Below are 20,037 nucleotides of genomic sequence, written 5' to 3' on the forward strand. Positions count from 1 at the left end.
CGCTGCGGCTCGCCGCACGCCCCGTCACAGATGCTCGCCGAACCACGCGGCGGCGAGCCGGGCGACCTCCTCCAGCGCCCCCGGTTCGGGGAAGAGATGCGTCGCGCCGGGCACCACGTGGACGCGGTGCTCACCGGGCAACCGCTCGGCGGCCCGGCGGTTGAGGGCGAGGACCGTCCCGTCGTCGCCCCCGACGACGAGCAGCACCGGAGAGCCGACCAGCGCCAGCGCGTCACCCGCCAGGTCCGGCCGACCGCCCCGCGACACGACGGCCGACACCCGACCGGGCCGCTCCGTCGCCGCCACCAGCGCGGCCGCCGCACCCGTGCTGGCCCCGAACAGGCCCACCGGAAGATCCGCGGTGTCCGGACGCTGCTCCAGCCAGTCGATCGCGTGCGCCAGCCGCCGGGACAGCAACCCGATGTCGAACCGGTGCTCACCCGTCCCGGCGTCCTCGCGTTCCTCCTCCGCGGTCAGCAGATCGAGCAGCAGCGTGCCGAACCCCGCCGCCCGCAGGGCGGCGGCGACGGCCCGGTTGCGGGGACTGTGCCGGGAGCTGCCGCTGCCGTGCGCGAACAACACCATCGCGCGCACACCGGCGGGAATCTCGAGGTCGCCGGCCAGGTCCGCGCCGCCGGAGGGGACCGTCACGGTCGCGGACAGCATGCCCGTTCCCTCCTCACGGGGAGTCCCCGGCCCGCCCGGCGGGCAGCAGGCCGCCGATGTCCCTGGGCAACGCCGCGACCATCTTCTCGGTCAGCTCCGGAGCGAGGGCGGCGTCCAGCACCTCCATGACGGCGGCGGCCTCCCGCACCGCGGCGTCCTCGTCCGTCTCCGCACGGCCGGCGATCCGCCCGGCGAACGTCGTCAGGTCGAAGCGCTCGGCTTCCGGGGCGGCGTCCCCGGCCTGCCGCATGGGAGCCGCCAGGGTCGGGGGCAGCTGGGCGGCCACATGGTTGGTGAGCCCGGACGGCAGCCTTTCGGCCAGTGTGGTCAGCACGGCACGGGTCGCCGTCTCGGCCGATCCCCGGTCCGGCAACCGCGTGAGGGCCTGCACTTTTCCGATGATCTCGTCGTGCTGCATGAGGTGACGTCCTTCCTCATGGTGCGCGTCCCGCACGAGACGGTGCGGTGGTCACACACGAGTACCCGGTACGGGCGGGCGACACCGGTTTACCCCGGCCGCGGGCGGCTACCCGGCCCGCGCCCCGTACCAGGCCGAGGAGGGGTGCGGCATGCGCGACGAACGGACCGAACGGACCGACGAGGGCGGAAGGCCGGTCCCCCGTGCCCGCTCCGGGGCGGTCGGCCGCCGCTTCCCCAGGACCGGCACCGAACCGGTCACCGCCCGCAGCCCGCTCCGCCTGCGCCTGCTGCTCGCCGGCGTGTTCCTGCCGCTCCTCCTCGCGGGCTGCGTCCTCTTCGGCGTCCGGGCCACCGACGCCGGGCCGGACGACAGCCCGGGCAGAGGGCCGCTGATCTTCCTCTCCGCCGTCTGCGCGTTCCTCGCGCTGACGGCTCTGCTGGACCTGGTCGTGGTCCGGCGGCGCCTGCGCCGCGAACGCGGCACCGGCCACTGACCCACCGCCGGGCGGTCACGCTCCCGTACCCGCCCGGCAGCCGCGGCCTACCAGCGGTCGCGGTGCACGACCTCCGCCACCGGGCGCCGGCTCACCGGACCGAACCGGCCGCGCGGCCACCCCACCGGGATCGCCGCGAACGTGTTCATCTCCTCGGGGATGCCGAGTGCCGCCTTCCACTCCTCCTCCAGGAACACGTGCCAGAGGGTGATGTTGGCGGCCAGGCCCAGCCCTCGCGCCGCGAGCAGCAGGTTCTGCACGCCCGGGTAGACGCAGGAGCCCTCCGCGAGGGCGGAGAACCGCTCCTGGATCCGTCCCATGCGTGCCGTCGCGTCCGGGCCGAGAGCCTCGGCGTAGCGCCGCAGGCCCTCCTCCTCGATCCTCGGCTCCGGGAACCGGTAGCAGGGAATGATCAGCGCCGGCGTCTCGGCGAAGTGGTCACGCTGGTACTCGATGGCGGCGACCATGCGCCCGTACGCGGCCTCGTCCATGCCGGCGGGCGCGTACTTTCCGGTCGTGGCCAGATAGGCGTCCACACACCGCTTCCACAGCGGCGCGAGCTCGGCCATGACCGCCCGGTCGGTGACGACGACGTACTCGTACCGCTGCATGTTGCCCCCGCTGGGCCCCCACACGGCGGCCTGTATCAGCCGGTCGAGCAGCTCGTCGGGAACCGGGTCGGGCAGCAGGCGCCGCATGGCCCGCGCGGTGGACATGGTGCTGAAGAGACCGGGCTCGGCGGCCCCGCCGACGGCGGACCCGGCGGGGGTGTCTGGAGTATGCATGATCGCGAGTGTAGGAACTCGGGGTGTCCGGGCAAGGCCATCTGCCTTCAAGGAAAGGGAGGTTGATGGGAGGTGGACGCCTTCCCCGTGGCCCCTGCCCGCGGAAAAACCCGTCGAGGCGGGCCGGGACGGCTGCCTACCCTGGTGGCATGCCTCCCTCGAAGACGTCCTACGTCTGCCTGCCCTGCCGGGCCGCGTACAAGCAGCCGTACCCCTCGCGCGAGCCGCACGGCGGGGACCGGCGGCCCTGTCCGCGCTGCGCCGGGCCGCTGGTGCACGTGGGGTCGGCCTTCGCCGCGCCGCCGCGCCGGGACACCCGGGCGTGGCGGGTGCTGTCCGTCCTGCTGCACGCGGGGGTCCGCTTCCACAAGAGCTGCTGCGGCGGGCCCGGGTACCGTCCGCGCACGCTGAGGGAGGTGCGCGAGCGCATGGCGTACGCCCGCCGCACCGGTGAGCCCGTCGCCCGGGCGCTCGTACGCCCCGAGGTGCCGTGACGGGTGACCCGGCGGGCTGCGTACCGCCGGCGGTCCGGAGCCGCTCGGCGCGGTACGGCCGCCGGCGGACCGGCGGACGGCCCTGGGCGGAACGGGGCGGTCAACGGCGCGGGGGAGAGCGGTGCGTGGCCGTGCAGCCCGCGAACCCGCGCATCAACCGCGGCAACTCTCCGGAGTCTCCACGGAACCCGCTTGTTCCATGCGCCGGAGCTCCCGCTCCGCCGCCTCCAAGTGCCCGAGGTCGAGGGCCATCGCGGAACGTCCGGCGAGGTAGAAGATGTCCTGGCGGGCCCGGCAGTCCAGGTGCGCTGTGCGGCACAGAGCCAGAAACCGCACTTCGAGGCTGAGTTCGATGCGTCCCATCTCGTCCCGGACGCGGACCGGAAGCGTGGCGTTGCGCAGATCCTTGGCGTAGTCACGCGTCTGCCGGTCCGCCTCGTCGGGCCGGGCTTCCACGGGGCGGTGGGGGTGATCGGCCCATTCCGCGTCGGCCCAGCGGACGAGTTCGTCCAGGTGGTCCGAGGCGACTCCCAGATCCGGGGGCGAGGCGGCGAGTGCCGCGTCCGCGCCGGCGACCAGCCGGGCGAGGCGGCGTCGCGCGTGGTCGTCCCGCGCCACGCACATGGCGACGAAGCCCGACAACACGTCGAGCCTGCGCCACACTTCGGCCCGCTGCCAGATCTCGTACAGTCCCGCCATCCACCGTTCCCTCTCCGCCGACCGTGTCGCCCCGCACCCTACGACGCATCCCCACCTGCGGGTCGAGCGGTTTTCCGCGCGCTCGGCGCGAGCATCCCGTTCGTCACGGCGGACCCACGGTCTCCCTGCGCGGCGATGCGATGGCGCATGCGGAGACGTGCGAGGGAACGCCAGGCAGCGCGATGCCCGCACGCCCCGGCCGCACGCCCCGGCCTCATGCCCTCTCGAACCGCGCCGTGCTCTGCCGTACCACCAGGTGGGTCGCCAGCTCGATGCGCTGGGCCGCCGTGCCGGGGGTGTCCGGGGCGTCCGGGCGGAGGAGCATGCGGGAGGCTTCCTCCGCCATGTGGCGCAGGGGCTGGTGGACGGTGGTGAGGGGCGGGCTCGACCACTGGGCCAGGGGGACGTCGTCGTAGCCCACCACCGACAGGTCCTCCGGGACGCGCAGGCCCCGGACGCGGGCCGCCTCCAGGACGCCGAGGGCCTGGAGGTCGCTGCCCGCGAAGACCGCCGTCGGGCGGTCCGGGCCGTCGAGCAGGTCCATGGCGTGCTCGAAACCGCTCTGGACGTGGAAGTCGCCGAAGCGCATCAGGCGCGGATCGGCCTCCAGTCCCGCCATCGCCATGGCGGAGCGGTAGCCGTCGAGGCGGGCCAGGGAGCACATCATGTCCCCGGGCCCCGTGATGATGGCGACCCGCTCGTGGCCGAGGTCGGTGAGGTGGCGGGTGGCGGCGAGGCCGCCGGCCCAGTTCGCGGAGCCGACCGAGGGGACGTCGGGGTCCGGGTCGCCCGCCGGGTCGATGACGACGAAGGGGATGGCCGCCGCCCTGAGCTGCGCCTTGATGTCTCCCGGGAGAGTGGAGAAGACCAGGACGACACCCAGCGGCCGGCGCTGGAGCACGCCCGGGAGCCACTCCGGCGCGGGGGTGTGCCGGGTGCCGCTCTCGGTGAGGACGACCGTCGCCCGGTTCTCCTTGGCGACGTTCTCCACGCCCCGGATCAGCTCCATCGCCCAGACGCTCTCCAGCTCGTGGAAGACGATCTCGATGAGCGGGGAACGGGACGACTGCTGGGCGCGACGGCGGTAGCCGTGGGCGTCCAGCAGGCGTTCCACCTTGGCGCGGGTGGCGCGTGAGACATCCGATCGGCCGTTGAGGACCTTCGAAACTGTCGGCATCGAAACGCCGGCCTCTTTCGCCACCGTCGCCAGGGTGACCCTGCCGCTCACCTCGTCGTCTTCGCGCATAGGCGCAGGATACGGCACCACCTTCGGATAACGGTTTGGACGAGTGCCGATCCGACCGTTGACCGAAAGTCCCGTCTGACCTACTGTCCCACGGCATGGACTTTCGGCGATGACGCCGAAACTTTCGAAAGGCGAACGATGAAGACACGTGCGCGCTTGCCCAGACTGGTCGCCTGCGGTGCGACGCTCGCCCTCGCACTGACCCTCTCGGCCTGCGGGGGCGACGGCGGCGGGGCGTCGGCGGACGACGGCAAGATCCATGTCCTGGTCTACGGGGACGCCACCAACAAGGTCGAGAAGCAGCTCGTCGACACGTTCAACAAGACGTCCGACGTCAAGGTCGTCCTCGACACCATCCCCGGTGCGGACTACCAGAAGAAGCTGCAGACGATCATCAGCACCCCGCAGGCGCCGGACGTCTTCTTCAACTGGGGCGGCGGCAGCATCAAGCCCTTCGTCAAGGCCGACCTGCTGATGCCGCTGGACGACTTCATCGCGAAGAACCCCGACCTGGAGAACAAGTTCCTGCCGTCCGTGTTCAACAACGCCGTCGTCGACGGCAAGCCGTACGGCATACCGATGCGCGGCACCCAGCCGGTCCTGCTCTTCCACAACAAGGAGGTCCTCGCCGACGCGGGCGTCGAGCCGCCGAAGACATGGGACGAGCTGCTCGACGCGGTGGGCAAGCTGAAGGACAAGGGCGTCACGCCGATCGCGCTCGGCGGCGGCGACATCTGGCCGACGCAGATGTGGTTCCAGTACCTCTTCGACCGCATCGCCGGACCGGAGCTGCTCGCGAAGGCCCTGAAGGGCGACAAGAGCGCCTGGGAGAGCCCGGACGCCAAGAAGGCCCTGACCATGACCAGGGAGCTCGTCGACGCCGGCGCCTTCGGCAAGAACTACGACTCCGTCAAGTACACCAACGGCGGCTCGGTCCAGCTGCTGGCCTCGGGCAAGGCCGGCTTCGAGCTGATGGGCTCCTGGTACTACTCCCAGCAGCTGACGGACCACAAGGACTTCGCCGAGAAGGGCCTCGGCTACACCACCTTCCCGGCGGTCGAGGGCGGCAAGGGCGACCCGGCCAACGTCGCCGGCAACACCAACAACTACTACTCGGTGATGAAGAAGACCAAGCACCCCGAGGCCGTCGCCGAGTTCCTCAAGCTCATGTACTCCGACCAGTTCGTCAAGGCGCAGCTGGAGATCGGCAACCTGCCGACCACCACCAACACCGACCAGTTCATCGAGACCGCCGCCAACCCCGAGTACGCCCGCTTCCAGTACGACCTGGTCGCCGACTCCCCCTCCTTCCAGCTCTCCTGGGACCAGGCGTACCCGCAGAAGGCCAGCTCGGACTTGCACAAGGCCATCCAGCAGTTCTTCAACGGACAGCTCGACGCGGACGGCTTCATCAAGGCCATGCAGGCCCTCCCCACCGAGTGACGAACGGCTCATGACCACAAAGACCACGAGCGCGCCGCCCGCCGCCGGACCCCGCAAGGGGTCGCGGCGGCGGCCGCCCGCCCCCTCCGCCACGCAGGTGGGCCGCCCCGGCTTCGCCTGGGCCCTGCCCGCCGCGGTGTTCTTCGCCCTCTTCGCCATCACCCCGCTGATCATGGTCGCGGTGCTGTCCTTCATGACCTGGGACGGGCTCAGCTCGCCCCAGTTCGTCGGCATGGACAACTGGTCGCGCCTCATGGACGACCCGGTGATGCTCAAGAGCATCTGGCTGACCCTGCTGCTGACCGTGCTCGGCGTGGTCATCCAGACGCCGCTGAGCATCGTGCTCGGTGTCTGGGCCGCCGGCCACCAGCGCAACCGGGCCGTGCTGTCCGTCATCTACTTCATTCCGCTGCTGCTGTCCGCGACGGCCGTCTCCGTGCTGTGGCGGGCGCTGCTCGACCCGAACTTCGGCATCCCGGCCGACGCCGCCTGGCTGTTCGGCGACGGCAACCTGTTCGGTGAACAGGCCACCGCCATCGGCGTGCTGGCGTTCGTCAGCACCTGGCAGTTCACCCCGTTCCACACCTTGATCTACCAGGGCGCCGCCCGCGCGATCCCGCACGTGCTCTACCAGGCCGCGGAGATCGACGGCGCGGGCCGCTACCGGCAGTTCTTCCACATCACCCTGCCGCAGCTGCGCAACGCGATGATCACCTCGATGATCCTGATGATCGTCGGCGGCCTGACCACGTTCGAGACGGTCCTCATCCTGACGCAGGGCGGCCCCGGCACCGACACCACCATCAGCGCCTACTACATGTACGACAAGGCGTTCAAGAGCTTCGACTACGGCACCGGCTCCGCGATCGCCCTGGTCCTGGTCGTCGCCGCCACGATCATCTCGCTGATCGTCGTCCGGGTCTCCGGCTACGACAAGATGCGCAGCTCCATGGAGGGTGTGTCATGAGGCGCCGACCGAACTACGTGGCCGGCGCGGGCTCGCTCCTCTGGCTCTTCGTCGTCGGCCTGCCGCTGTACGTACTGCTCGCCGCCACCCTGCGCACCCGCCAGGACTACGCCGAGAACGGCCCGGTGTCGGTCCCGGACAGCTTCACCCTGGACAACTACACCGGCGCCTTCGACTCCGGCTTCGGCCAGTACTTCGTCAACACGCTCGTCGTCACCGCCTGCGTGATCGGCATCGTGCTGCTGCTCGTCCCGCCGCTCGCCTACGCGATCGTGCGCAGCCGCGGCCGGACCACGTCGGCGATCTTCCGGCTGTTCCTGCTCGGTCTCGCCATCCCCGCCCAGGCCGTCATCGTCCCGATGTTCTACCTGATCAGCGAAGCCGGGCTGTACGACAACCTGCTGGGCGTCATCCTGCCCACGGCCGCGTTCTGCCTGCCCATGTCGGCGCTGATCCTCAGCGGCGCGATGCGCGACATCTCCCCGGAGCTGTACGAGGCCATGGCCATGGACGGCGCCGGCCCGCGGCGCATGTTCTTCCAGCTCGTCCTGCCGCTGTCCCGGGGCGGACTGTCCACGATCGTGGTCTTCTCCGCGCTCCAGGCCTGGAACGGCTTCCTGTTCCCCCTCGTCCTGACCCAGTCCGACTCCAGCAAGGTCGTCACCCTGGGCCTGTACAACTTCCAGACCGAACACGGCATCGACATCCCCGGTCTGCTGGGAGCCGTGGTCCTGTCCATGGTGCCCATCCTGCTCGTCTACCTGTTCGCCCGTCGCGCCCTGGTCCAGGGGCTGATGGGTGTCGGAGGAAAGTGACCGCCAACGTGGCCGTAGAGACCACCCCCGAAGCCCCCCTCTGGAACGACCCCGACCGCCCCGTCGCCGCCCGCGTCGACGCGCTCATCGGCGCGATGACCCTGGACGAGAAGATCGCCCAGCTGTACGGCGTGTGGGTCGGCGCGTCCGCCAACGGCGGCGAAGTCGCCCCGCACCAGCACGACATGGAGGAGGCCGTCGACCTCGACGCCCTCCTGCCCCACGGTCTGGGCCAGTTGACCCGCCCCTTCGGCACCGCACCCGTCGACCCGGCGCTGGGCGCCCTGTCCCTGCTGCGCACCCAGAACCGCATCACCGCCGCCAGCCGCTTCGGCATCCCCGCCGTCGCGCACGAGGAGTGCCTGGCCGGCTTCGCCGCCTGGCGTGCCACCGCCTACCCCGTCCCGCTGTCCTGGGGCGCCACCTTCGACCCGGACGTGGTGCGCCGGATGGCCGCCGCCATCGGCCGCGACATGCGTGCCGTCGGCGTCCACCAGGGTCTCGCGCCCGTCCTCGACGTGGTCCGCGACGCCCGCTGGGGACGCGTGGAGGAGACCATCGGCGAGGACCCCTACCTCGTCGGCACCATCGGCACCGCCTACGTCCGCGGCCTGGAGTCCGCCGGGATCGTCGCCACCCTCAAGCACTTCGTGGGCTACTCGGCCTCCCGCGCCGGACGCAACCTCGCCCCCTCACCCATGGGCCCCCGCGAACGCGCCGACGTCCTGCTGCCGCCCTTCGAGATGGCGATCCGCGAGGGCGGCGCCCGCTCCGTCATGCACTCCTACACCGACACCGACGGCGTGCCCGCCGCCGCCGACGAGAGCCTGCTGACCGGGCTGCTCCGCGACACCTGGGGCTTCGACGGCACCGTCGTCGCCGACTACTTCGGCATCGCCTTCCTCAGGATCCTGCACGGCATCGCGGGCGACTGGGCCGAGGCCGCGGGCGCCGCCCTGAAGGCGGGCGTCGACATCGAACTGCCCACCGTCAAGACGTTCGGCGCGCCGCTCGCCGCGGCCGTCACCGACGGCCGCGTCCCGGAGTCGCTGATCGACCGCGCCCTGCGCCGCGTCCTCGGCCAGAAGGCGATGCTGGGCCTGCTCGACCCGGACTGGAACCCCGTGCCGCCCGCGCTGGACGGCGCCGACCTGGACGACCCCGACGCCCTGCGCGGCACGGTCGACCTGGACGGGCCCGAGAACCGCGCCCTGGCCCGGGAGATCGCCGAGAAGGCCGTCGTCCTCCTCAGTAACGACGGCACCCTGCCGCTGGCCCGGCCCCGCCGCATCGCCCTGGTCGGCCCCAACGCCACCGAGGGCACCGCCGTGCTGGGCTGCTACTCCTTCCCGCAGCACGTGGGCGTGCAGCACCCGGACGTTCCGGTCGGCATCGACCTGCCCACCCTGCGGGACACCCTGGCCGCCGAGTTCCCCGACGCGGACATCACCGTCGCCCGCGGCACCGGCGTCGACGACGGGGACCTCACCGGCATCGGCGCGGCGGTGGACGCGGCCGCGCACGCGGACGTCGTCGTCGCCGTCCTCGGCGACCGCGCCGGCCTCTTCGGCCGCGGCACCAGCGGGGAGGGCTGCGACACGGAGTCCCTCGCCCTGCCCGGCGCCCAGCAGCAGCTGCTCGACGCGCTGCTGGACTCCGGCACGCCGGTGGTGACCGTCCTCCTCGCGGGCCGCCCGTACGCGCTCGGCCGCGCCGCCGCCGAGTCGGCGGCGATCGTGCAGTCCTTCTTCCCCGGGGTCGCCGGCACCCAGGCGATCGCCGGCGTGATCAGCGGCCGCACCAACCCCTCCGGCCGGCTCCCGGTCAGCGTGCCCCGCGCACCGGGCTCCCAGCCGACCACCTACCTCGGTGCCCGGCTCGCCCAGGCCAGCGAGGTGTCCAACATCGACCCCACCCCGGCGTTCGGTTTCGGGCACGGCCTGACGTACACCTCGTTCGCCTGGGACGGCCTCGCCGTCGACGCCGATCAGGCGCCCACCGACGGCGAGTTCACCCTCGCCCTCACCGTCCGCAACACCGGGGACCGGACCGGCACCGAGGTCGTCCAGCTCTACCTCCACGACCCGGTCGCCTCCGTCGTCCAGCCGGTGCAACGGCTCGTCGGCTACACCCGGGTGGACCTGGAGCCCGGCGAGGCCCGCCGGGTCCGCGTCACGGTCCCGGCCGACGTGGCCTCCTTCACCGGCCGCGACGGCCACCGGATCGTCGAACCCGGTGACCTGGAACTGCGCCTGGCCGCCTCCAGCACCGACACCCGCCTCACCGCGACGGTCACCCTGACCGGCCCGGCACGCCGGGTGGACCACACCCGCCGCTTCCACGCGGCGTTCAGCCTGGAGCCGGCCCCGGAGGGGTGAGCCGGATCCGTCCCTGAGCACGGCCGGCCCGTACCGCACCCGCGGTCCGGGCCGGCCGTGCCCCGGTGCGGCCCGGCGGGGTCCGGGACGCGACAGCCCCGGGCGGGGTGGGCCCGCCCGGGGCTGTCGCGCGTGCCGGACCATGCGTGGCCGCGATGCCCGGCCTGCCTCACTTCAGGTAGGGACCGTCCGTCCCGATCTTCCCGGTGCCGTTCAGGACGTAGACCCGGAGGTTGCCCTTGCCCGGGGCCGCGACGGAGAGGGTGCCGTTGGACACCGTGCGGACGTCGCCGGTGACGGCGTCCCGGTAGGTGCCGTTCGGCACGCCCGTGAAGGTCGCGCCGCCCGAGACGGTGACCAGGGCGAAGCTGTCGGTGCCGCCCGCGGTGTAGCGGCGCTTGAAGGCCATGTCGCCGGAGATGCCGGTGGTGGAGTACTGGCCCATCTGGAGGGCCGGGACGGCCCGGCGGATCTGGTTCAGGCGCTGTACGTGCTTGACCAGGGGCTGTTGCAGCGTCGTGGCGACGGTGCCGGTGGCGGAGTCGACCCTGGAGAAGTCGGAGGACGTCACCGTGCCCGCGAGGTGGTCGCCGTAGTACGCCCGGCCGGTCGTGGCCAGGGGACAACTCGGGCCGCAGTCGATCTTCTTGCCTTTCTGGAACTCGATCTCCGAGCCGTAGTAGAGGGTGGGGATGCCGCGGAACGTCCACATCAGGGACATGTTCTCGGCCCAGGCGTCGGTGCCGCCCGTGTAGCGTTCGCTGCTCTTGTTGGGGCCGTAGTCGTGGCTGTCGACGTAGACGACGTTGTACGTGGCGTCGTTGTAGCTGTCGTCGGAGTCCTTGCCGTTGTGGAAGGCGTTGCTCGCGTCACCGAAGTTCATGTGCATGCGCATGTCGATGACGTGCATGCCGGAGAAGCGGCTGTGGTCGGGGGCGTGGTAGGTGTTGCCGTCGAGGAAGGCGTTGGTGGAGGCCGGCTGGTTGCCGGTGCCCTGCTGCTGTTCGTGGTCGTACATCTCCAGGGCGGCCTTCTCGTCGTCGGCGCTGTACTCCTTGCGCTCCTTCCAGGTGTAGAACTGCGCCGAGTGGTTGACCGAGCCGCGGTTCCACTTGTCGTTGACGAAGGCGGCGACCTCGCCGAAGACGAAGAAGTTCTTCGCCGCCCCGGCGCCGTGCTGCTGGGTGACGCGTTCCTGGATGGCGGGAAGGAAGCGGCGGTTCCAGGTGGTGCGGGGGATGTGGACGGCCGTGTCGACGCGGAAGCCGTCGACGCCCATGTCGATGTACTTGTTGTAGGCGCCGATCAGGTAGTTCTGCACCTGGGCGTTCTCGGTGTCGAAGTCGGCGAGGTCCTCGTGCAGCCAGCAGGAACGGGAGTCCTCGCCCTCCCAGTTGCCGATCCAGCAGTTGTGGTAGAGCGCCTTGGGGAACATGCCGGACGTCGGGCTGGGCCACTGGCAGTTGTAGAGGGTGTAGCCCTCGGGGCTCTTGCCGCCGGTGGGCCTGCCCCAGTTGACGCAGGTGTTGCCCGCGGGTTCGGCCGTGGACCAGAGGTCGCCGTTGTAATAGGACTTGCCGCTCTTCGGGTCGACGGTCAGGCCGTCGTACTCGAAGCCGGGCTGCTTCTCGTCGTAGTACCAGCTCCACTGGGAGTCCCGCACGCCGTACACGGTCGGCGTGAAGAGGCCCTTGGCGCCCCAGCGGGAGGAGTGGTTGTAGACGACGTCCTGGTAGATCTTCATGCCCTTGGCGTGGGCCGCGTTGATCAGGTCCTGGTAGGAGGCCCCGGCGGACTCCAGGCGCGGATCGACCTTGTAGAAGTCCCAGCCGTGGTAGCCGTGGTGGTCGTAGTCCGAGCGGTTGAGGACCACCGGGGTGATCCACACGGCGGAGAAGCCGAGTCCCTTGATGTAGTCGAGCTTGTTGACCAGTCCCTTGAAGTCGCCCCGGAACATGGGGTCGTCGTGGGCCGCGTTGCCGGATTTCTCGTGCTGGCTGCCGCCGCGGTTGTTGGAGCCGTCGCCGTCGTTGAAGCGGGCGGTGAGGACGAAGTAGATCGGGTCCTTGCGGGGGTCGGTGCCGAGGGGTCTGCCGGCGGCGGGAGCCGGCGGTCTGCTGCCGGTGGTCGCCCGTACGGCGGCCGAGGCGGGGGAGAGGTTGCCTGCCGCGTCCACGGCCCTGACGGTGTAGGTGTAGGTGGTCCTCTCCTCGAGGTTCGCGTCGGAGAAGACGGTGGAGCCGACGTCGGTCACGGCACCGCCCCGGGTGCCGCCGGTGCGGGTGACCTGGTAGCGGGTGACGCCCGTGTCGTCGGTGGACGGCTCCCAGGTGAGGACGACGGACACCCCGTCGGCCTGAGCGGTCACCCGGCCGGGAACGGTCGGCGCCTGCGTGTCGGGGGCCTCGTCCGCGCACGGGTCGTCGGCGTCCGAGGTGACCGTCCTGTCGCTGACGGTGGTGATGCCGGCGGGCAGGGTGTAGTCGGCGCCGCCGTTGTTGTCCCACACGCCGTTGCCGTTGTTGAACGCGGCCTTCATCGAGCCGGCCGTGCCCAGGTCGACGTCCTGCTTCCACCAGCCGGTGCAGGCGGCCCGCATGCCGATTCCCGGCACGGTGGTCCACGAGCCGCCCGCCGGCTGGTAGTGGAGGTTGGCGGTGGTCCAGCCGAGGGTCCGGGTGGAGTAGTAGACCGTGGTGCGGTTGCCGTCGCCCGGCGCCGGGTCCGGGTCCTCACTCCCGGCGCAGGGGTCGGAGTGGGCGACCACTCCGTCCTTGACCGTGATGGTGCCCGTGCCGAGGGCGTAGTTCTTGCCGGAGTTGTTGTCCCAGGTCCCCGAGCCGTTGGTGAAGGTGGCCCGCAGGCCCTCGGCGGTCCCCAGGGTGACGGTCTTCTTCACCCAGTCGGTGCAGGCGGATTCCATGGCCGCGCCGGGGACCGCGGTCCAGGAGCCGCCGTCGGGCGCGTAGTGCAGGTGGTAGCGGTCCCAGTTCCTCGTCTTCGTGTAGTAGAAGACGGTCGCCGTGTGGTCGGCGGTGGCGGCGACGGGAGTGGTGGCAGGGGAGGTGGGGGTGGCCGAGGGGGCGGACATCAGCCCCAGAACGGCACCGACGGCCACCACGGCGGCCGTCGGCCGTCCGGGCGGTCGGGTGCGACTGCGTCTCATGCGGTCTCCAGACGAGGGGGCGGGACGGAACCGGGCGGGGAGTCGGGGATCCCGGACCGGATGATGAAAGTCCGAACGGAAACTTGCAGAAAACCCTTACGGCAGCCGGAAGTTACCCGCGCGTGACGGCGCCGTAAAGGGGTCGCGCTTCAACTTCTCGCCGTGGGCAGGATGAACCGCCGGCCCACGGAGCACTCTGACGGCCCGTCAGCTCGTGGGTGTGGGGGTGACGCAGACCCGGTCGGTGGTTGGGGAGGCGCTCCGGCGGCCCGTGGAGCGGCGGTCGGCCGGAAATTTGCTGCAATCCATTGCAGGGGGCGGCACGACTCCGTGGTGGCCGGCTCCGTGGCGACCGTGAAGGCCGCCCCGGCGGCAGGAAGCGCCGGAGGGGGAGAAGGGTGGCGTGGACGCGCGGATGCGGGGCACACGGTGTTCTGCCTGACGCGGCCCGTCCGTGGCCGTGATCGTCAGGCGTCAGGTGTCAGGGGAGAGTCACTCGCCGCGGTGCGCTCGGACGTGCGCGGGGAGGGCTTGTGACGGGAGAGGGTAGTCATTCATGATCCTTCCGGCGGAGAAGGAACTGCGCGCCGTGCTGGCCCGATTCGCTCAGGCGCGCATGGACCACGACGTGCGTCCCACCGGCTACACCAGCAGGCTCCTCGAGGACACCACGTACACGCTGTGCGTGATGACCGGGGCCCGCACCGCCGAGGAGGCGCTCCGCACGGCGGACGCGCTGCTCGAACAGTACGCCGGCCGCTCCGCCGTCTCCGTGCGGGACGAGACTTTGGCCGCCTGAGCCGACGCCGGACGTCCGCGGCACGCGGACGCGCCGGCGTTCCCCGTGTGCACCGGCACACCGCGGGCAGCAGGACACCCAACCGTTTCACCGGCCGCCGCGACGCGGCCACCGGTCCCAGCGAGAGAGGTACGGCGTGTCAGCCTCCCTGGTAGAAACCGTCGACATCGACGCCCCCGTGTCCGTGACGTGGGCACTGTGGAGTGACGTCACCAAGTGGCCGTCCTTCCTCAGCCACGTACGCATCGTGCAGCCGCTCGACGACCGCCGCTTCGCGTGGCAACTGTCCCTGCCGGGCGCGGACAAGAACTTCGTCGCCGAACTGACCGAGGTGGTGCCCGAGAACCGGATCGCCTGGCGGACGACGGAGGGCGTCCAGCACGCGGGCGTCGTGACGTTCCACCGTCTCAGCGACACGTCGAGCCGGGTGACGCTGCAGATCGAGTACGACCCCAAGGGCTTCATGGAGCACCTGGGCGCCCTGACGAACCTGGACTCCACGCTCGCCAACTACGACCTGGGCGAGTTCCAGAAGCTGGCCGAGTCCTCGGTCTGAGCCGGGCGGTGTGCCCGCCCTGACGCCGTCGAGGCGGCCGCGGTGCAGCGGCCGGGCCAGGCCGCCCCCACGGCCCGTGCGGAACGCGGGCCGTGGGGGCGCCGGCCTGCGAAGGCGGGGCCGGCCAGGTGATGGGCCGCCGGTTCCTCGGCCGCCCGGCGAGCGTCCCGCGTCCTGCGGACCGGTGCCGGCAGGCACGTCGGTCCCCAGGGCGGTGCCCGATGAGCGGGGGTCTCGGCGGGCGGCGCGGTGTGCGGTGCGCCAGGGTGTGTCGTCTCCGCTCCGGTGGTCTCCCTCCTCCGGCCGTCGCGCCGACCGCGGGTCCCGGCGCCCCGGGACCCGGACCGTTGCACTGCTCGGGGAACCACACTCAGCGGCGGCCCTTCGGGTTCGCCCGCGGCCTGGGCGCCGCCGCCGTCGTCCTGCGGCCCGGCGAGAGCCCCGCCAGGCCGTCCACCGTGCCCGGGTGCCCCACCGTGCCGAGGCTGAGCAGCACGTGCCGCTCGGCGACCTCCGCCGGGCCGAGCGGACCGTCGGCCCGGTACCAGTTGGCCACTCCCTGGCACATGATGAGCACGCCGCGGACCGCGTCGGCCGGGATGGGAGTGGTGAAGACGCCCCGTTCGATGCCGGCCTCTACCGTGTCGAGCAGCATGTGTTCGAGGTAGTCCCGCAGCGCCACGTACCGGGCACGGTTGTCCGGTTCCAGGCTGCGGATCTCCGTGTCGAGGAAGGCCAGCCCCTTGCGGTGGGCCATGTACAGCACGATGGATTCGATCATCGCGCAGAAGCGGGGGAGGGGCTCGTCACCGGCTTCGGCCGCGGCGGCCCGGCACCGGTCGAGGACGTCCTTCATCGACGTCTCGAGCAGGGTGGCGAGCAGGGCCTGCTTGTTCTCGTAGTGGTAGTAGAGGGCCGGTACGGTCACCCCCACCCGGCCGGCGATGTCCCGCACCGAAGTGCCGTGATAGCCGTGCTCGTTGAAGGCTTCCATGGCGTGCACGAGGATGGGGTGCAGATCGAGCGGGCCGTAGGTGCTCCAGTGGGGCGGGGCCGTGGTCTCCTGGCGTGACTGCGCGCTCAACGGTGCTCCTCCGGTGGAATGGCGGCGAGCGCCATGGTACGTCGCCCGCCCCTCGGCGCACCCCCCGGAACCTTGCTTAGCGACCGATCAGTGACTTTCCGGCTGCCCTGCGGACGGAAACGCCTGCGTGTGTGGACGCCCTGAGCGAAAGACATGACCAGAGCGGCACACCGCTTTCGGGTGGGATGTTGTGTCGCGGTCATTGACCACCCTCCCACCCCCCTCTACCTTCTTAGCGAGCGCTAAGTAGAGCCTCGTTCGGAGGACGGCTGCCCGCCCCTGCCGTGAGAGAGGGACCCATGAGCCCGACCAGCGACACCGCCGGCCACCACGAGGTGGCGGCCGGCCGCCCGACCACCGCGCCGCCCCTGCGCGCGGGACCGCTGACCGGGGTGCGGGTGGTCGAACTCGCCGGGATCGGCCCCGCCCCCTTCGCCGCCATGCTCCTCGGCGACCTGGGTGCCGACGTCGTGCGCGTCGACCGTCCCGGGGTGCCGCCCCTCGGCATCGAACCGGGCCGCGACGTCACCAACCGCAACAAGCGGTCCGTCCTCGTGGACCTCAAGTCGGCCGGCGGACCGGGCACCGTGCGGGACCTCGCCGCCCGCGCCGACATCCTGATCGAGGGCTACCGGCCGGGCGTCACCGAGCGGCTGGGCATCGGCCCCACGGAGTGCCTGGAGGCCAACCCGGCCCTGGTGTACGGGCGGATGACCGGCTGGGGCCAGGACGGGCCGCTCGCGCCCCGCGCCGGACACGACATCGGCTACATCGCCACCGCGGGCGCCCTCGGCATGATCGGCGCCCCGGACGGCCCGCCCGTGATCCCCGCCAACCTTCTCGGCGACTACGCGGGCGGTTCCCTCTACCTCGTCGCCGGCGTGCTCGCCGCGCTGCTGACCGCGCGCGCCACGGGCCGGGGACAGGTGGTGGACGCGGCGATCGTCGACGGCACGGCCCACCTCACCGCCATGATCCAGGGCATGCTCGCCGCCGGGGCCTGGCAGGACGGCCGCGGCCGCAACCTCCTCGACGGCGGCTGCCCCTACTACGCCGTCTACGAGACCCGGGACGGCGGCTGGATGGCGGTCGGCGCACTGGAACCGCAGTTCTACGCCGAGTTCGTGAAGCTCCTGGGCCTGGACGCCGACGACCTGCCCGACCGCACCGACCCGCGCGGCTGGCCGGAGCTTCGCGCCCGGCTCGCCGCGCGCTTCAGAACGGGGGACCGCGACGAGTGGACCGCCGTCTTCGAAGGCACCGACGCCTGCGTCGCCCCCGTCCTCTCCCTGCGCGAGGCCGCCCGCCACCCCCACCTCGGCCACCGCCGCACCTTCACCGAGGACCACGGCATCGTGCAGCCCGGCGTGGCCCCCCGCTTCTCGGCGACCCCCGGCGCCCTGCGCCTGCCGCCCGCCCTGCCCGGAGCCCACCAGCACCAGGTGGCCGAGGACTGGCGGATCCCCACCCTCACCGCCGACGGCCCGGCCGGCACCCACCCCGAGGACGGACACTGATGGAACTGTCCACCCCCCTGCGGTACGCCGGTGACCCCCGCAAGGCCGCCGACGAGGCCGCCGCACTGGAGTCGGCGGGACTCGACGCGATCTGGGTCGCCGAGGCCTACGGCTTCGACTCGCCGACCGTCATGGGATACCTCGCCGCCCGCACCGAGCGGCTGCGCATCGGCTCCGCCATCCTCAACGTCTACTCCCGCACCCCGGCCCTGATCGCGCAGACCGCCGCCGGACTCGACGCCGTCACCGGCGGACGCGCCCTCCTCGGCATCGGCGCCTCCGGCCCGCAGGTCGTCGAGGGCTGGCACGGCCGGCGCTACGACAAACCCCTCGGCCGCACCCGCGAGACCATCGGCCTCGCCCGGCGCATCTGGCGCCGCGAGGTCATCGAACACCACGGGATCACCGACATGCCGCTGCCCCCGGACAAGGGGGGCACCCTCGGCAAACCGCTCAAGCTGCTCACCCGCCCGGTGCGCGACACCATCCCCGTGTACGTCGCGGCCCTCGGCCCCGCGAACGTGCGGATGACCGCGGAACTCGCCGACGGCTGGCTGCCGTTCCTGTACGTGCCCGAGCACGCGGCCAAGGTCTGGAGCGGTCCCCTCGCCGAGGGCACCGCCCGCCGCGACCCCTCCCTCGGCCCGCTGTCCGTCGTGGCGGGCGGGCTGCTCGCCGTCGGCGACGGCGCGGAGGCGGTCCGCGACCTGATGCGGCCGACCATCGCCCTGTACGTGGGCGGCATGGGCGCCCCCGGCCGCAACTTCTACCACGACCTGGTCTGCCAGTACGGCTACGAGGCCGAGGCAGCCGCCGTCCAGGAGCACTACCTGGCCGGCCGCAAGCGGGAGGCCGAGGCCGCCGTCCCGGCCGAACTCTGCGAACTCCTCTGCCTGGCCGGCCCCGAGGGCTACGTACGGGACCGCGTCGAGGTCTTCCGCGAGGCGGGCGTGACGATGCTCAACGTCACCCCCGTCGGCCCCGACCCGGCCCGGCTCGTCGAACGGGTCCGTGACTGGCTCTGACGCGCGGCCCGTTGCCCGGCACATCCACCGACGCGGAGACGACATGCAGCGAGACATCTACACCGCGGACCACGAGGCGTTCCGCGACACCGTGCGCACCTTCCTGGAGAAGGAGGTGCTGCCCCACCACGAACGCTGGGAGCGGGAAGGCGTGGTGAGCCGCGAGGTGTGGCGCGCGGCCGGCCGGCAGGGACTGCTGGGGCTCGCGGTCGACCCGGAGTACGGCGGCGGAGGCACCGACGACTTCCGCTACAGCGCCGTCCTCATCGAGGAGTTCGCCCGGGCCGGCGCGTCCGGCCTGGCGCTGAGCCTGCACAACGACATCGTCGGCCCCTACCTCACCCGCCTCGCCACGGAGGAACAGAGGCGTCGCTGGCTTCCCGGCTTCACCTCCGGGGAGACGGTCACCGCCATCGCCATGACCGAACCGGGGGCGGGCTCCGACCTCCAGGGCATCCGGACCACCGCCACCGACCGGGGCGACCACTACCTCCTCAACGGCGCCAAGACGTTCATCTCCAACGGCATCCTGGCGGACCTCGTCGTCGTGGTGGCCCGGACCACCCCCGAGGGCGGCAGCTCCGGGCAGAGCCTGCTCGTCGTCGAGCGGGGCATGGACGGTTTCCAGCGGGGCCGCAACCTCGACAAGATCGGCCAGAAGGCGCAGGACACCGCCGAGTTGTTCTTCGACGACGTGCGGGTGCCCAAGGAGAACCTGCTCGGCGGGGAGCACCAGGCCTTCGCCGCGCTGATGGCCAACCTCGCACAGGAGCGGCTGGCCATCGCGGTGGGCGCCGCCGCGGCCGCCGAGCACGTCCTCGGACTCACCGTGGCGTACGTGAAGGAGCGCGAGGCGTTCGGCCGTCCGCTCGCCCGGCTCCAGCACATCCGGTTCGAGATCGCCGAGATGGCCACCGAGTGCGCGGTCACGCGCAGCTTCGTCGACCGCTGCGTCACCGAGCACGGCGCGGGACGGCTGGACGCCGCGCACGCCTCGATGGCCAAGTGGTGGGCCACCGAACTGCAGAAGCGGGTCGTCGACCGCTGCCTGCAACTGCACGGCGGCTACGGCTACATGACGGAGTACCGGGTGGCCCGGGCCTTCCTCGACGGCCGCATCCAGACGATCTACGGCGGCACCACGGAAATCATGAAGGAGATCATCGGCCGCTCGGTTCTCGGCTGAGTCCTTCCCGCACGCCCTCCCTCCGGCCGAAAGGCGTATCTGTGAGCACCGAAGCGTACGTGTACGACGCGATCCGCACCCCGCGCGGGCGCGGCAAGGCGAACGGCGCCCTGCACGGGACCAAGCCCATCGACCTGGTCGTCGGGCTGATCCACGAGATCCGTGACCGCTTCCCCGGCCTGGACCCGGCCGCCGTGGACGACATCGTCCTGGGTGTGGTGGGTCCGGTCGGCGACCAGGGCTCCGACATCGCCCGCATCGCCGCCATCGCGGCCGGACTGCCGGACACGGTGGCGG

At 71.9% G+C, this 20,037-nt stretch carries 19 protein-coding genes; 12 read left to right on the forward strand and 7 right to left on the reverse strand.

The window, feature by feature from the left end:
- Positions 1-24: 24 nt before the first annotated feature.
- Both IE118_RS31990 and IE118_RS31995 read right to left on the reverse strand, forming a co-directional pair.
- Complete coding sequence (locus IE118_RS31990) at positions 25-666, reverse strand: dienelactone hydrolase family protein (RefSeq protein ID WP_189561603.1); 642 nt, start codon at positions 664-666, stop codon at positions 25-27.
- A 13-nt stretch (positions 667-679) separates the two neighbouring features.
- Complete coding sequence (locus IE118_RS31995) at positions 680-1,084, reverse strand: DUF2267 domain-containing protein (RefSeq protein ID WP_189561604.1); 405 nt, start codon at positions 1,082-1,084, stop codon at positions 680-682.
- A gap of 151 nt (positions 1,085-1,235) precedes the next feature.
- On the opposite strand from IE118_RS31995, the gene IE118_RS32000 reads away from it, so the two are divergent.
- Positions 1,236-1,580 carry a DUF6343 family protein gene (locus IE118_RS32000; RefSeq protein WP_189561605.1) on the forward strand — a complete coding sequence of 115 codons (345 nt, stop codon included), beginning with the start codon at positions 1,236-1,238 and terminating at the stop codon, positions 1,578-1,580.
- A 47-nt stretch (positions 1,581-1,627) separates the two neighbouring features.
- Here the strand turns inward: IE118_RS32000 and IE118_RS32005 are convergent, their stop codons facing one another.
- On the reverse strand, positions 1,628-2,365 hold the full coding sequence (locus IE118_RS32005; protein ID WP_189561606.1) for a nitroreductase family protein: 738 nt from the start codon (positions 2,363-2,365) through the stop codon (positions 1,628-1,630).
- A gap of 149 nt (positions 2,366-2,514) precedes the next feature.
- Here IE118_RS32005 and IE118_RS32010 point away from each other — a divergent pair, with 149 nt between their 5' ends.
- Positions 2,515-2,859, forward strand: coding sequence for a deoxyxylulose-5-phosphate synthase (locus IE118_RS32010; protein ID WP_189561607.1), 345 nt, complete (start codon positions 2,515-2,517; stop codon positions 2,857-2,859).
- 153 nt (positions 2,860-3,012) lie between these two features.
- On the opposite strand, the gene IE118_RS32015 is transcribed toward IE118_RS32010, so the two are convergent.
- Positions 3,013-3,558, reverse strand: a complete 546-nt coding sequence (locus IE118_RS32015) for a hypothetical protein (RefSeq protein WP_189561608.1) — start codon at positions 3,556-3,558, stop codon at positions 3,013-3,015.
- A 214-nt stretch (positions 3,559-3,772) separates the two neighbouring features.
- Positions 3,773-4,804 (reverse strand): LacI family DNA-binding transcriptional regulator, encoded by a 1,032-nt coding sequence (locus tag IE118_RS32020; RefSeq protein ID WP_189561609.1) that lies wholly within the window; start codon positions 4,802-4,804, stop codon positions 3,773-3,775.
- Positions 4,805-4,942: 138 nt separating this feature from the next.
- On the opposite strand from IE118_RS32020, the gene IE118_RS32025 reads away from it, so the two are divergent.
- The 4 genes from IE118_RS32025 to IE118_RS32040 are packed head-to-tail and all read left to right on the forward strand — an operon-like array spanning position 4,943 to position 10,407.
- Entirely contained in the window at positions 4,943-6,247 is a 1,305-nt protein-coding gene (locus IE118_RS32025) for an ABC transporter substrate-binding protein (protein WP_189561610.1), read from the forward strand.
- A 10-nt stretch (positions 6,248-6,257) separates the two neighbouring features.
- A complete protein-coding gene (locus IE118_RS32030; protein WP_189561611.1) occupies positions 6,258-7,214 on the forward strand; it encodes a carbohydrate ABC transporter permease in 957 nt (318 codons plus the stop codon).
- Positions 7,211-8,029 (forward strand): carbohydrate ABC transporter permease, encoded by an 819-nt coding sequence (locus IE118_RS32035; protein ID WP_189561612.1) that lies wholly within the window; start codon positions 7,211-7,213, stop codon positions 8,027-8,029. Before IE118_RS32030 ends, IE118_RS32035 begins: the two co-directional genes overlap by 4 nt.
- Positions 8,026-10,407 carry a beta-xylosidase/alpha-l-arabinosidase gene (locus tag IE118_RS32040; RefSeq protein ID WP_189561613.1) on the forward strand — a complete coding sequence of 794 codons (2,382 nt, stop codon included), beginning with the start codon at positions 8,026-8,028 and terminating at the stop codon, positions 10,405-10,407. The genes IE118_RS32035 and IE118_RS32040 overlap by 4 nt, the downstream gene beginning before the upstream one ends.
- Positions 10,408-10,576: 169 nt before the next feature.
- On the opposite strand, the gene IE118_RS32045 is transcribed toward IE118_RS32040, so the two are convergent.
- Positions 10,577-13,573: a carbohydrate binding domain-containing protein gene (locus IE118_RS32045; protein WP_189561614.1), complete on the reverse strand. Its 2,997-nt coding sequence runs from the start codon at positions 13,571-13,573 to the stop codon at positions 10,577-10,579.
- Between the two features lie 556 nt (positions 13,574-14,129).
- Between IE118_RS32045 and IE118_RS32050 the strand changes: the two genes are divergently transcribed.
- Together IE118_RS32050 and IE118_RS32055 are read left to right on the forward strand one after the other, a co-directional pair.
- Positions 14,130-14,372, forward strand: coding sequence for a DUF5133 domain-containing protein (locus tag IE118_RS32050; protein WP_189561615.1), 243 nt, complete (start codon positions 14,130-14,132; stop codon positions 14,370-14,372).
- A 136-nt stretch (positions 14,373-14,508) separates the two neighbouring features.
- Entirely contained in the window at positions 14,509-14,928 is a 420-nt protein-coding gene (locus IE118_RS32055) for an SRPBCC family protein (RefSeq protein WP_189561616.1), read from the forward strand.
- Positions 14,929-15,298: 370 nt separating this feature from the next.
- Here the strand turns inward: IE118_RS32055 and IE118_RS32060 are convergent, their stop codons facing one another.
- Entirely contained in the window at positions 15,299-16,012 is a 714-nt protein-coding gene (locus IE118_RS32060; RefSeq protein WP_229847041.1) for a TetR/AcrR family transcriptional regulator, read from the reverse strand.
- 299 nt (positions 16,013-16,311) lie between these two features.
- On the opposite strand from IE118_RS32060, the gene IE118_RS32065 reads away from it, so the two are divergent.
- The 4 genes from IE118_RS32065 to IE118_RS32080 form a co-directional block, all read left to right on the forward strand.
- A complete protein-coding gene (locus IE118_RS32065; RefSeq protein WP_189561617.1) occupies positions 16,312-17,529 on the forward strand; it encodes a CaiB/BaiF CoA transferase family protein in 1,218 nt (405 codons plus the stop codon).
- On the forward strand, positions 17,529-18,554 hold the full coding sequence (locus IE118_RS32070; protein WP_189561618.1) for an LLM class F420-dependent oxidoreductase: 1,026 nt from the start codon (positions 17,529-17,531) through the stop codon (positions 18,552-18,554). Before IE118_RS32065 ends, IE118_RS32070 begins: the two co-directional genes overlap by 1 nt.
- Positions 18,555-18,597: 43 nt before the next feature.
- Positions 18,598-19,740, forward strand: a complete 1,143-nt coding sequence (locus tag IE118_RS32075) for an acyl-CoA dehydrogenase family protein (RefSeq protein WP_189561619.1) — start codon at positions 18,598-18,600, stop codon at positions 19,738-19,740.
- A 41-nt stretch (positions 19,741-19,781) separates the two neighbouring features.
- The coding region (locus IE118_RS32080) for a thiolase family protein (protein ID WP_506417152.1) at positions 19,782-20,037 on the forward strand (256 nt) is incomplete at its 3' end.

The sequence above is a fragment of the Streptomyces pilosus genome (genome assembly GCF_014649835.1).
GTDB classification, from domain to species: domain Bacteria; phylum Actinomycetota; class Actinomycetes; order Streptomycetales; family Streptomycetaceae; genus Streptomyces; species Streptomyces pilosus.

Coding starts and splice junctions, on each gene's coding strand:
- IE118_RS31990 (WP_189561603.1), bottom strand. CDS start 666: ATGCTGTCCGCGACCGTGACGGTCCCCTCCGGCGGCGCGGACCTGGCC.
- IE118_RS31995 (WP_189561604.1), bottom strand. CDS start 1,084: ATGCAGCACGACGAGATCATCGGAAAAGTGCAGGCCCTCACGCGGTTG.
- IE118_RS32000 (WP_189561605.1), top strand. CDS start 1,236: ATGCGCGACGAACGGACCGAACGGACCGACGAGGGCGGAAGGCCGGTC.
- IE118_RS32005 (WP_189561606.1), bottom strand. CDS start 2,365: ATGCATACTCCAGACACCCCCGCCGGGTCCGCCGTCGGCGGGGCCGCC.
- IE118_RS32010 (WP_189561607.1), top strand. CDS start 2,515: ATGCCTCCCTCGAAGACGTCCTACGTCTGCCTGCCCTGCCGGGCCGCG.
- IE118_RS32015 (WP_189561608.1), bottom strand. CDS start 3,558: ATGGCGGGACTGTACGAGATCTGGCAGCGGGCCGAAGTGTGGCGCAGG.
- IE118_RS32020 (WP_189561609.1), bottom strand. CDS start 4,804: ATGCGCGAAGACGACGAGGTGAGCGGCAGGGTCACCCTGGCGACGGTG.
- IE118_RS32025 (WP_189561610.1), top strand. CDS start 4,943: ATGAAGACACGTGCGCGCTTGCCCAGACTGGTCGCCTGCGGTGCGACG.
- IE118_RS32030 (WP_189561611.1), top strand. CDS start 6,258: ATGACCACAAAGACCACGAGCGCGCCGCCCGCCGCCGGACCCCGCAAG.
- IE118_RS32035 (WP_189561612.1), top strand. CDS start 7,211: ATGAGGCGCCGACCGAACTACGTGGCCGGCGCGGGCTCGCTCCTCTGG.
- IE118_RS32045 (WP_189561614.1), bottom strand. CDS start 13,573: ATGAGACGCAGTCGCACCCGACCGCCCGGACGGCCGACGGCCGCCGTG.
- IE118_RS32050 (WP_189561615.1), top strand. CDS start 14,130: ATGATCCTTCCGGCGGAGAAGGAACTGCGCGCCGTGCTGGCCCGATTC.
- IE118_RS32065 (WP_189561617.1), top strand. CDS start 16,312: ATGAGCCCGACCAGCGACACCGCCGGCCACCACGAGGTGGCGGCCGGC.
- IE118_RS32070 (WP_189561618.1), top strand. CDS start 17,529: ATGGAACTGTCCACCCCCCTGCGGTACGCCGGTGACCCCCGCAAGGCC.
- IE118_RS32075 (WP_189561619.1), top strand. CDS start 18,598: ATGCAGCGAGACATCTACACCGCGGACCACGAGGCGTTCCGCGACACC.